Source organism: Paraflavitalea sp. (assembly GCF_059502485.1).
Genome location: NZ_JCACET010000011.1, coordinates 360,414 through 372,809 on the forward strand (window position 1 = coordinate 360,414; position 12,396 = coordinate 372,809).

Consider the following 12,396-nt stretch of genomic DNA (forward strand, 5'->3'; position numbering starts at 1 on the left):
CTTCCGTTTTCAGAGAAGCATACGTTCCATAAGGAAGGATGAGCAACCATAAATAAGGACAAGTACAGTACTGTTCTTTCCAGGGTCGTAAGCTTTTACAGCTTTTTGTCGTAATTCATTGAATAAAGGGAAACAAAGCGGTGAATCTTTCTCATCAGAAGCGCCTGAATCGGCCAGTCAGTTGGGGTTTGTTATTTAACGAAGTGAAAGTAGCAAAAAGCCACGGCTAAAAAAAACATTTCACACTGTTTCCTTTTCCTGCCAATCAACGACTACTTTAATACCGGGTTTTTCGTTTCCTCCCTGCCAACGGATTCTCCTGCCCCTTTCCCTCACTTAAAGGTTCCGGTTATTTAGCATCCCTGTGTGCGCTATTCTCCTGCCGCAATCGGGTACACAAGGCCAGGTATGTCTTTGTCACACTAAAAACATAACCAACATGGCAAACAAGTCAACGATTGACCACGAAAAGCTGGTACAGTTGCGTAAACAAACACCGCTGCTCCTCCTGCAAAACCCCAATTACTTTGGCACACTTACCGATAAAGTGATCGCCAAAAAGTTTGAACCCGTTCTGGACCTTGGCAGCAGTAAACAGTATTATGAAGAACTGGAATGTATCGACTACAAACCAGAAACAGCCCGCCTGGGCGCCGTGATCAAAGTCAAGCAATCCGGCGGCTACGGAGGCACACCGTGCATCGGCGGTAGCCGCGAATACGTACGCTTCTTTGTCGATTATGACAACAACGGTACCTGGACCGATGAAGGGCTGGCAGAATTGGGCGTATATGATCACTCATTTACAGATGACCTGTGCTATCACGTAGAGATCAACCTGAGCCCCGACAAAGTCAGCTGCTGCCGCAGCAAGGCCGTACTGCCCAAAGTACGCGCTATCCTTTCCTGGAACATCGTTCCCACGGCCGGCGATCCCGACTTCCCCTTCGTATGGGGCGATGTACACGAAGCCTTCATACAGATACAGCCCAGCAACAGCATCTGGTGCTATATTCTCAGCTCACTCGACAAGTATCCCAATTTCAAACTGGCGCCGGAGTTTTACAAGCCTGAATTTGAAAAGCAGTTCCTGCCCGACCTAAAGGAGAAAGTCAAGTTCGTAAAACCACTGGCAGAGCTTACCACATCAGCCGCCGACCTCAAAAAAGCATATGGCGCAGAAGTACAGGAAGCACGCATCGCGCTCAAAGCCATCCATGAACTGTCCCTGAATAATGCTACGCTCCACAACAACAGCATTATCTCCACCCTCCTGCCCAACTTCAATCTCGTGGAAATATTTGACGTATATGCAAAGTCAAAGTTCAACACCGATTATGAAGAATTGCATTGCGTCAGCCTTAACCGTGATATGGACACCTTGCACGCTTCCATACAGATCAAAAGAAAATCAGGGTACAATGGCGACCTCTGTAGCAATGGCGGCAGAGAGTATGTAGCCTTCTATATGGACTTTGGCACCGGATGGGAATACATGGGCACCCAATCTACTGCTGTACACGATATACCCGATAATCCTGCCGGTGGCCTCTGGTACAATGTATCGCTTGGTATCAAGCTCGATGCCCACCGCAAACAATGGTGCCAGGTAGGTAAGGCCAAAGTAAAAGGTATCCTCTCCTACAACCTCGTACCTGCACCCAACGATCCGGAATTCGTGGCGCCCTGGGGCGACTGGGAAGAATGCAACGTGGAAGTGAAGCCGTTGCCCAAAGGTGTTACTTCCGGACTGACCAGCATAGTATTGGAAAAAGCGGGTGGTATGGTTGTAGTCGACATCAACGATGGCACCGGACTGGCCACCACTGGTTCAGCCGGCTCACTCGGCGGCGCCCTCAATAGTCCGTTCTATGGCATTATTGAATTGATAGGTCACATTTTCTATGCAGTACCTGGCATGGAATACCGCTTCCTGATAACACGACCCGGCGAAACAGAAAGACCACTGCTGGATCAGCAGATCATCACTACTGCCAACAGCGGCGGCACATTTACCGACCATGCACTCGACCCCGATAGCGATGGATGGATTCCTTACCTTGAAACCGCTTCCATCAATATCGTAGGCGGCTTACTGGGTCGTTATGGCGCCTATGTACCGGGCAAACACGTTATCCGCATACAGGCCCGGGATGGCATTACCATATACGACGATCCCAATGGTTCTGTGACCTTGCTGATCGACGACAAAGCACCGGATGTATCGATACATATCGTTACCGGCGGCGGCGATTGCGCCGACTTCAATTCCGGCACCGACATCAGCGGCACTTATTCCATGCTCGACGATCATGCAGGCTCTTTCTCCATCTCTGTAACGCCAAATAAAGGAGCAGTAGTTGATGTAGATGGCACTGGCGTCAATAGCCTCAGCTATTCCGGCGGCACGTTACCAGCTACAGGCAAAACGGGCACTTTCGTGATCCACACAGCAGGCGTACCCAAATGCGGTTACAACGTGCGGATCGATGCCTGGGACAGGACGATCTATAATTCCCATGGCATAGGACTTCATAACAATGATATACAAGGATTCTGTCTGAGGACACCTTAAAACAACCACTTGAAAACACATCACCCGGCGGATGGCAGGTAAAACTGCCATGGCCGGGTGATCTTCTTTCATGGCTATAACCCCTAACAATCGGCGCTAATGGCTGGCTTGCCAGCGCCGGCGACAGTCACTTTACCAGTAGATGGCGTTGAACTAACTGTCTCAGAAACATCTTTTTGCTTACGATATTTAGATAAATTGATCAGCAGTACACTCGTTAAAATAACAGCCAGGCCCACCACCTGCAGCCCGCTCATGCTTTCGCCGGCAAACAACACACCGAGCAATACGGCAACCACCGGATTGACATATACGTGCGTACCTACCTGTGCCACAGGCCGCACGCTCAACAGCCACACATAGGCGCTATAACCGGCCAGCGAACCCATGATAACGAGGTACAGGGCCGACAACCATGACTCAGCAGGAACCGCCTGCCATTGGAAACCTGCCCATTCCTTATTAATGAAGCTTGCAGGGATAAATACCAGCCCCGCTGCCAGCATTTGCCAGGCAGAGTTGACGGTTGAAGAACCCTTTGAGTGTTTCTTGGAATAGATGGAACCACCAGACCAGCTTTGCATGCCAATAAACAGGATGATAAAGCTGATGATAAAACCAAACGTACCTGCCTGTAAAGAGATACTATTGATACTTTCAAGGAACAGCAGCACTACCCCGGCAAGCCCTATCAGCAATCCCAACACCGTATTACGATTGGTGAGGTTGGTTTTCCAGTTGTCCTTGTCCCAAAGCACCAGCCAGATGGCCTGCGAGGCGATCAGAACCCCCACCAGTGAGCTGGGCAAAGCTGTCTCAACATAGATCACCGCCCCTGTTCCAACAAATAACAGTAATACCCCGGTAATGGCGGCAACTTTTATCTGAGCAGGGTCGAATAGTTTTTCTTTTCTGATGGCACACCACAGCAGCAATAATATACCTGCAGCAATAAAACGAATGGCGCCAAGGATGAAAGGCGGTATGTGAGCCACCGCTTTGGCAATGAAGAAATAAGTGGAACCCCATACAATGTACACCGTAGCAAACGCTATGATGATCATTAAGGGAGAAGCTTGTTTTTGTTTTTCGGCTAATGACATAAAGGCTAAGTTTTTGGAATGACCAATTGTTGTTGCTCTTTCACGGTTTCAAGTACAATCGTCGTTTTCGTTGATAATACATTGGGGATCCGCTTGATGGATTTGCGCATCATGGCCATCAGAGAAGCGGAATCCTCCGTACGTACCTTCACCAGGAAGCAATCTTCACCGGCAACGATGTGCACTTCCTGTACTTCAGGGACCTTGGACAACTGAGCGGCTATAGCTGAGTCTGAACCAATTTCCTTTGTTTTAATGAAAATGAACGCCAGCAGCTTCTGATTCAAGGCAGCTGGATTTATAGCTGTATTATATTGTAGGATCACTTTCTTCTGCTCCAGCTTTTTTACGCGCTCCAGTACTGCCGAGGGCGCCATCGACAGTTCCCGTGCCAGGTCCGCATTGGAAAGACGGGCATTGGCCTGCATCAGCTCGAGAATACGAAGGTCAATGTCATCCAGTTCAATAGTCATACAGAATATATTTCTGTAAACTTACAACTATTCAGAATATAATTCTGAATAAAGTTCTGTTTTTTCATTTATTAACAGAATTATATTCTCCATTCCTGATAGCCAATATCCCCATACAAACGATTTACAACAATTATTTATCGTTTATCAATAAATATTTATTATTTTGGGCATCCTAAAGCCTTTCTTATGCTCCGGAAAATAAAGTTCGACTTCGCCAATATTGTACTGATAGTCGGCCCCATGATACTTTTTTTAGTCAATTTTTTTCCGCATTTCCCTATGGTCAATGAGGTAGACTATCAATCATCGATAGTATTAAGTGAAACTGAAGATTCTGTAGAAACGCTCAACTGGAGAGACACAAGCCATCTCACCTACGATCAATACAGGGAAATCGAACAAGATGAGAAAAGCCTCAAAACACAGTTGAACATGATTGATCGCGGCATGAGAGGCAGCGGCCAACCCTCCTTGATCGATTTTAGAAAATTTTCAGAATGCTATGACTGCACAACACTGGCAGATTTCAGTAACCCCAGGGAATCAGAAAGGTGCTACCTTCTATTGCCTGGCTATTCATTAAAGGATAATGATAGCAGGTTTCTTGTTCGAAAAGGTGAATATTATTTAGAGTATCCTGTATGGGATTCAGTTTACAAACTTAGGAATGGAGAACCTGCAAGGGAAGGACATTACGAATATAAAAAGCTTCGTTTTCGTTTTGCTTATGACACAGAGGCTCCTGAAACAGAAGATAAAGGCGCAGTATTAATTCCCATCAGTATAAAAACGTATAATACATGCTCACAGGCTGCAATGATACTTACCCTGTTGCTCGGCCTGGTGTTTCTGTACATTTGCATTGGACTCCCTGCCAAAGTGCTGATCCGCATTTCACAAGGAGAGATCTTTACTCGGAAAAACGTACGTCAACTGTATCTATCAGCCTGGTGCTGGCTATTGCCCCCTTTTATTATCGTTTTTATACAATATCTGCTAAAGTGGATCTTTCACCGGTACATCACGGCTGATGTAAAGCTGACGCCCTGGACAACATTGGCGGATTACCAAAAGGTGTTGATCGGAGGACTTATCATCCTCGCTGTTGCCAAAGCATTTAAGAAAGGACTTTCTTTACAGGATGAACAAGACCTGACCATCTAAATTCCCCATTAAACTCCGGTATACCATGCCTATAGTTGTGAACCTGGATGTCATGTTGGCCAAAAGGAAAATGTCACTGACCGAGTTAAGTGAAAAAGTAGATATTACCATCGCCAACCTGAGTATATTGAAAAGCGGAAAAGCCAAAGCCATTCGCTTTTCCACCCTCGAAGAAATATGCAAAGTGCTGGAATGCCAGCCCGGCGACATACTGGAATACCTAAACCCCAAAGACTATAAAAAACTCATGGGCTAACGTTTGCCCAGTGTTACCTTCCTTTTAAATCTTAACTTGTACAAACGTATTTAGTGGCTATCCCATATTTTTAGCCCTTTTAGAAACTTATAGTTACCCCACATTATGGAGACCAGGAGATCATTTTTAAAGAAAGCATCGATATTGTCTGGCGGAGCCGGACTGGCACAGGTTCTACCCGCATCCATTGCAAAAGCCATGGCCATCAATCCTGCCGCCGGCAGCACCTGGCTCGATGCAGAACATGTAGTATTCCTGATGCAGGAGAATCGCTCTTTCGACCATACCTACGGCACCCTGCAGGGTGTACGTGGCTTCAATGATCCCCGCGCCATCACCCTCCCGGATAACAATAAAGTATGGTTGCAAACCAATGCAGCCGGTGAAACCTACGCACCCTTTCACCTCGATATCAGGAACACCAAAGCCACCTGGATGAACTCCCTGCCCCACTCCTGGAGCAACCAGGTAGACGCCCGCAACAACGGTAAATACGATCGCTGGCTGCAGGCCAAAGCATCCGGCAATAAAGCCTATAAAGAAATGCCGCTCACCATGGGCTATCATAACCGGGAAGACATTCCCTTTTATTATGCCCTGGCCGATGCCTTCACCGTGTGTGACCAGAACTTCTGTTCTTCCCTCACCGGCACTACGCCCAACCGCCTATATTTCTGGTCGGGCACCATCCGCGAGAAAGCCCACGAAAATGTAATGGCCCGCGTATGGAACGGCGATGCCGATTATGGCAACTGGGTCAACTGGACCACTTTCCCCGAACGCCTGGAAGACCTGGGCGTAGCCTGGAAGGTATACCAGAACGAGATCAGCGTAGGCGTAGGCTTTGAAGGCGAAGAAGATGCCTGGCTCTCCAACTTCACGGATAACCCGCTCGAGTTCTTCTCCCAATACAATGTGAAACTCTCTGCAGAATACATTGCCAACCTGCCCAAAGCAGTTAAGCAGTTGGCTGACGAAATCGCCCGGCAGGAACAACAGATGAAGACCCTGACCGTTGGATCGCCGGATGCAGAAAGGGTGAGCAAAAGACTTGATTGGCTGAAAAAACAACTGGCCACCGTAGAAGAAGACCAGAAAATATACACCCGGGAAAAGTACGACCAGCTATCTCAACGCGAAAAGAACCTGCACGACAAAGCATTTTCTACCAATCGCAAAGACCCTGATTACCATAAACTGGATACACTGACATACAAGGATGGTGATATAGAGCGCACCGTTAAACTGCCCAAAGGCGATATCCTGCACCAATTCCGTGAAGATGTAAACACCGGCAAACTTCCTACGGTATCCTGGATCGTAGCGCCGGAGAACTTCTCCGACCACCCGGGCGCTGCCTGGTATGGCGCCTGGTACCTCAGTGAGGTGATGGACATATTGACGAAGAACCCCGAAGTATGGAAGAAGACGATCCTCGTGCTCACCTATGACGAGAACGATGGTTACTTCGACCACGTGCCTCCTTTTGTAGCACCCCATCCCTACAAAAAAGAAACAGGCACTGTGTCTGAAGGAATAAACACAGGTGTAGAATATGTCACAGCCAGCCAGCAATCGTCTAATGCAAAAGATATGCGGGAAAGCCCTATCGGCTTAGGCTACCGCGTACCGCTGGTCATTGCCTCCCCCTGGAGCCGCGGTGGCTGGGTCAACTCACAGGTGTTTGATCACACCTCTTCCCTGCAAATGCTCGAGAAGTTCTTATCCCATAAACTGGGCCGCCCCGTAGCGGAGCCCAACATCAGCACCTGGCGCCGCGCAGTGTGTGGCGACCTGACCTCCACATTCAGGCCATACAACGGCGAAAAGATTGCCATACCTACTCCTGTAGAACGCAATACCTTTATCGAAGGCATTCACAAAGCGCAGTTCAAAAAACTGCCCTCCAATTACCGCAAGCTCACCAAAAAAGAAATAGCACAGGTTAATGCCCAACCCCTGCCAGCCTCCTTTATGACGGCACAGGAAAAGGGTATCCGTAATGCCAATGCCCTACCTTATGAATTATATGCAGAAGGGTTGATGAGCAAGGATAGAGAGTCGTTCGGTATTGTGATGAAAGCCGAAGACGATGCTTTTAAGGAAGCAACCGCAGGAGCCCCCTTCCAGGTGTATGCTCCTGGCATTTACAAAGGAGAAAAGGTACGTGTGTGGGATTATACGGCAGCAGCCGGTAAAGCAGTAACTGATAACTGGAAGATACAGGACTTTGAGAATAGCATCTATCACCTGCAGGTATACGGTCCTAATGGTTTCTTCCGTGAGTTTATCGGCAGCAGTAAAGAACCCATGGTGTTCGCACGTACCAGGTACGAGCCGGTTGACAACTCATCTGCACGCCTGTCCAATAAGCTCATCCTTACGCTTGCCAACGGAGAAACTACTCCACAAACAGTTATTATTACCGACAACGCTTATAAGCAGCCGCAAAAAACAGTGATCGTTCAGTCACGCCAGGAAAATGGCACTATTATAGACACTACCAAAAGCTATGGCTGGTACGATTTCACCATTACCGTAAAAGGACATTCCTCTTTCAGTAAAAGGTATGCCGGCCGTATAGAAACAGGTGTACCCAGCAAAACCGACCCCTTCATGGGCGGCATGATCAAATAGGTTGGAATACCGGCGGTAAGCCAGTATTTTTACAGCCGGCATGGAAGAAAGGAACACTGTTACCAACGAATACGGCACCCGCACCAGCGTTACCTGGAAAGTGGACGATATCATATTAGGGCATGGCGTATCCACCTTTAAAGAGTTTACCACCTTTACAGGCAGCGGCAAGGCCGATGTAGTACGCCTGCACTTTGGCATGAAGGGCAACTATGCTTTCACCTACAAGCAACTCGACAAGACCTACGACCTCATTGGCGGCCACCACAATATCATGTACTCAAAGGAATTCGACATTACAGTGTTCAACAAAACACTGGTATTGGAAACCTTTGGCGTACAGTTTCCCTCGGCCTTGTTTATTCAATTCACCCAACATGCCAACGACTCCCTGAAACGATTTGCGGAAGACATCCTCAGCGGCAGGAATGTGATGCTTTCGGAGCAATGGGGCGCTATCGACTCCCCTATCCAGCAGGTATTACAGCAGATCATCCATTGCAGATACAATGAGGAGATGAAGAAGCTGTTTCTGTTATCCAAAAGTATTGAGCTGTTGGTACTATGCGCAGAAGCTTATGAGCACACCCGCCAGGAGCAGTTCATCAAAAGCCCCTCTGACAAAGAAAAGCTGATCGCAGTAAGAGACATTATCAATGACCGGGTGCAGGACCCACCCAACCTGTCGCAGATAGCCCGCATGGTCGGGCTTAACGAATATAAACTTAAACGTGGCTTTAAAGAAGTGTTCAACAATACTGTGTTTGGTTACCTCGCCGATCAGCGCTTGCACCTCGCACAACGTTATCTACGCGATACCCGTAAAACAGCAGCTGAAATATCCTTCGAGCTGGGCTTTGCTACACCCCAGCATTTCAACAATGCCTTCCGCAAGAAGTTTGGCATTACACCGGCCGCAGCAAGAAATATGACATAATCTGATTCTCTTTTGAAACAAAAATGACTCCCCAAATAAACTTACACTATTCAAGAGTTCAGTCCAATGCAGAGTCTCATTATTTAGAATGACTAATATATTCAAATATCCATTTCATGACAGCATCCTTATCCCGAAAATCAAGTAAATAAGGAACTTCCTGCTGTTTTTTATATGCATCCTTTGTGAAGTACGAAGTCGTAGCAATAACACCTCTATTGGCATTTTCAGCCTGAATAACCTCTTTAAAACTACGGATTACTTCTATACCCACTTTATTTTCAGTGAATTTCTTGCATTCAACTAACCATTTTTGTGGGGCTTGTGAAGGCATATGATAAATAGCAAGAATATCATACCCTCCGTCACGGGTTTGTTTTGTCAACTGAACCTCAAACCCTTGTTTAAAAAGCAATTCAGCTATTAATTCTTCGAATTGCCGTGATCCCAATTGATGTATTTGATCGTTGTTCTTATAAATGTCATATATTATTCTTTTGATTCTATCGGCTTCTTTAATAATAGCTTCAGCCAAAAGGCTACTACTTACCCCATTCAAGAAATCATATTCGAGTTGAGCAAAAGAAGGAAGAACTTTACTCAGTTGTATAGAAGAATCAACATTTGCATCTGGATGATCAAACGCTATCAATATATCCTGCATCGTTTGCGCTTCATGAACATTTACAGGACTAAAAACGAAATTGTCCATGATTTTAGAAGCACTTAATATTGAACTTGCCAAAGAAGATTCTTGGGCTAAAACTGTATCTAATGCTTGATGAAGTCTTTGCCGAAACTCAATACCAAATTCGTTCGAATTAAAATCAGTCCCTAACTTTCTATGTAATTCATAAAAGGCTATTAATTCAGGTGCTAAAAAACTTCTCAGTATAACGCTACGATAATATTCGAATGAAACCGTCATGTATGCTCTTAAGGCCATAAGAAGTAATTTAATCCATATTAAAGCTAATAAAATAAGCAAGAACGAACTCTAAAATAGTACATAGATATTCAACCAACATGAGCAAAAAACGTTTTTATTTAGATAGTATGCAATCGGGGCCCTGCATTTTACAACAAAAGCCCCTTCAGGCTACTAAGCCCGAAGAGGCATGTTAAAATGGGTAAGCACAGCTCTGAAAATCCTGTTTATTGATACGCCGACTCAGGGAATATTCTGATACACAGCTCCATCCGGAATACCGTCACCATTCTGATCAAAACCTGTTACTTTGATCTTGATCTTCAAATAGCCATTATCGCCGGTAGTCCCATAATGGTTCATAATGTAGATAAGGCCATAAGCAGTACGGTCGCCCATTTCTGTTTTAACGGCAATCACCTTTCCATCCAGCTTAACACGGCTTTCCACTTTTTGCCCAAAGCCTTTTACTTGTTTTACTACCGCCATCAGCTGGTTATTATTTTGAATCTTTTCAAACTGCTGCCCGGTAAGGCTGGTCATGGCCACTTCCGATTCATTCACTTCCTCCCATTCGGCAGGAGGAATATTGCGGTCCTTGTATTTGGTTCCCTTGAAGAAATTATACGCAGCTGCATCATTCTTTACGTATGACGGTGTAAGAAAAGCATACATCGGCACCTGCTCGTTGAAAGCATTGGTAGCAGTAAAGATGAGGTCTATCGACCTGGCATTGCCGGCTGCATCTACTTCATCCATTACAAATCCCTGCGCCACATCTATGTAGCAACCAAACTTCTTGTTGTTCTGGCTACCCAGGTTGGCCGTGCCATCGGTATTGTACGCAGGTCCTTCGGCAACCAATGGCACACCTTGCGCAATATCGGTTTGGGTAGCATACACCGCCGGATCATCATAAGGAGGTGTTGGCGGCGCAGCTACAGCTGGGTCTTCGGTGGTTACGGAGTTAGACTGAACAGGGATATCTGTATCCGCAGTCGCCCGGTTCTTTTTGAGCCGGAAACGCAGGATAGGCTCAAAGATGCTGATAACAGTTTTGGCATTGTTCAGCACCTGCTTCACGTTATTAGCCGCCTGTTGCGATTGATTCACAACCTCATTGGAGACTTCATTTGCTTTTTGTGTTTGCTGGTTTATTTTTTCGGTCGCCTTTACCACTTTCGACTTCTTCACAGGCGGCTCCTGCGCCATAGCAAAGCTGCCAGCTAATAGTAAAATCAATGAGAATATAATACGCTTCATGTTTTTTTGTTTACAAGTATTATAAAATGTCTAAACGGGTTGTTCTGGCCATCCGTTTTTTGAGCTTCCAGTTCGTATAATACCGGTAACCGGTATTACCTTGTTGAATCACATTCAGGCAAAGGCCTTCGAGGTCCCAGTCGTCATTTTCAAGAGGACCATGATCACCAAATAAATATTCCATGGAGACTTTGTCCAGATCGGCCAGCCGAACACCTAAAGCAATACGGTTGTTGCTGTTATCGCGCCATTCCTGCCCGAAAGGAAAACCTCTGGAGAACTCTTCATTCGTAAGCCAGAAAAAAGTGTTCGCCCCTTTCAGCTTCTGTCTGTAATCCGGCCTCGGTGCTACAGGACTTTTGAGAAAAACACCGGGATTGGACTTAAGCGTAATAAGCATATTGAATGCACTATAGTTATCCCTGATATCATCCTTGCCAATGATAAATTGCGGACACAGCGATGAGACATAGCTATTTTTAAGCGTATAATCCGATAAACGCATGGAACGCCGTGCAAGACTTTCAGCCACCTGACCCGGTAGTAATATCTGCAGGTTACTGAAATAATTCTTCGTTTCCCACATGAACGTCTTACCCGGGCTGGTGATGCTCATAGCCATACCCCGTATGATCACATCGAATACCTCCCATTCGTAATTGCCGCCCCTGTTGGGCTGGTTGGTATAGATCAATTCGATGCGGGCAATAGACGTATCGGCCAGCCTTCTTGAGCACCGGCCCACCCCATACAGTTTACCACCGGAGTTATTATCGATGGGTATGGTAATATAAAAGCCATCAGTAAAAAGTATGTTTACAAAGGCCCTTTGCGTGGCAAGCCTGAACTTTTGCCGCGCCTCCACGATCAAAGCGGTGAACTCAAGTCGATAATACTCGGGCTCTGCCGGCTGTGTTAATGCCTCTTTCAATTGAGCATTGTTGACAGGCGACGTACTGATGATCGCTTTGGAAGGTTGCTTATTGTCCGGCTTTTGAGAAAATGCCGGCACTGTCAACACTATCATAATGGCAAGCCATAACAATTGCTTATTCAT

10 protein-coding genes are annotated in these 12,396 nt (G+C 46.3%); 5 read left to right on the top strand and 5 right to left on the bottom strand.

Features of this window, described 5'->3' with window-relative positions:
• The first annotated feature begins 439 nt into the window (after positions 1-439).
• Positions 440-2,575, top strand: a complete 2,136-nt coding sequence (locus AC5JBY_RS29275; protein ID WP_495908243.1) for a hypothetical protein — start codon at positions 440-442, stop codon at positions 2,573-2,575.
• 83 nt (positions 2,576-2,658) lie between these two features.
• Here AC5JBY_RS29275 and AC5JBY_RS29280 read toward each other — a convergent pair whose 3' ends face one another.
• Both AC5JBY_RS29280 and AC5JBY_RS29285 read right to left on the bottom strand, forming a co-directional pair.
• A complete protein-coding gene (locus AC5JBY_RS29280; RefSeq protein ID WP_495908244.1) occupies positions 2,659-3,678 on the bottom strand; it encodes an EamA family transporter in 1,020 nt (339 codons plus the stop codon).
• Positions 3,679-3,683: 5 nt separating this feature from the next.
• Complete coding sequence (locus tag AC5JBY_RS29285) at positions 3,684-4,151, bottom strand: Lrp/AsnC family transcriptional regulator (RefSeq protein ID WP_495908245.1); 468 nt, start codon at positions 4,149-4,151, stop codon at positions 3,684-3,686.
• A 189-nt stretch (positions 4,152-4,340) separates the two neighbouring features.
• On the opposite strand from AC5JBY_RS29285, the gene AC5JBY_RS29290 reads away from it, so the two are divergent.
• The 4 genes from AC5JBY_RS29290 to AC5JBY_RS29305 all read left to right on the top strand — a co-directional run bounded on the left by AC5JBY_RS29290 (position 4,341) and on the right by AC5JBY_RS29305 (position 9,148).
• Positions 4,341-5,318, top strand: a complete 978-nt coding sequence (locus tag AC5JBY_RS29290; RefSeq protein WP_495908246.1) for a DUF2975 domain-containing protein — start codon at positions 4,341-4,343, stop codon at positions 5,316-5,318.
• Positions 5,319-5,343: 25 nt separating this feature from the next.
• Positions 5,344-5,574 (top strand): helix-turn-helix domain-containing protein, encoded by a 231-nt coding sequence (locus tag AC5JBY_RS29295; RefSeq protein WP_495908247.1) that lies wholly within the window; start codon positions 5,344-5,346, stop codon positions 5,572-5,574.
• 105 nt (positions 5,575-5,679) lie between these two features.
• Positions 5,680-8,211, top strand: coding sequence for a phosphocholine-specific phospholipase C (locus tag AC5JBY_RS29300; protein ID WP_495908248.1), 2,532 nt, complete (start codon positions 5,680-5,682; stop codon positions 8,209-8,211).
• 40 nt (positions 8,212-8,251) lie between these two features.
• Entirely contained in the window at positions 8,252-9,148 is an 897-nt protein-coding gene (locus AC5JBY_RS29305; protein WP_495908249.1) for a helix-turn-helix transcriptional regulator, read from the top strand.
• Between the two features lie 79 nt (positions 9,149-9,227).
• Here the strand turns inward: AC5JBY_RS29305 and AC5JBY_RS29310 are convergent, their stop codons facing one another.
• From AC5JBY_RS29310 to AC5JBY_RS29320, 3 genes are all read right to left on the bottom strand, one after another.
• Positions 9,228-10,094, bottom strand: coding sequence for a restriction endonuclease (locus AC5JBY_RS29310; protein WP_495908250.1), 867 nt, complete (start codon positions 10,092-10,094; stop codon positions 9,228-9,230).
• A 225-nt stretch (positions 10,095-10,319) separates the two neighbouring features.
• The gene (locus tag AC5JBY_RS29315) at positions 10,320-11,339 is read right to left on the bottom strand and encodes a hypothetical protein (protein WP_495908251.1); all 1,020 of its coding nucleotides are present in this window, start codon (positions 11,337-11,339) and stop codon (positions 10,320-10,322) included.
• 19 nt (positions 11,340-11,358) lie between these two features.
• Positions 11,359-12,396, bottom strand: coding sequence for a hypothetical protein (locus tag AC5JBY_RS29320; protein WP_495908252.1), 1,038 nt, complete (start codon positions 12,394-12,396; stop codon positions 11,359-11,361).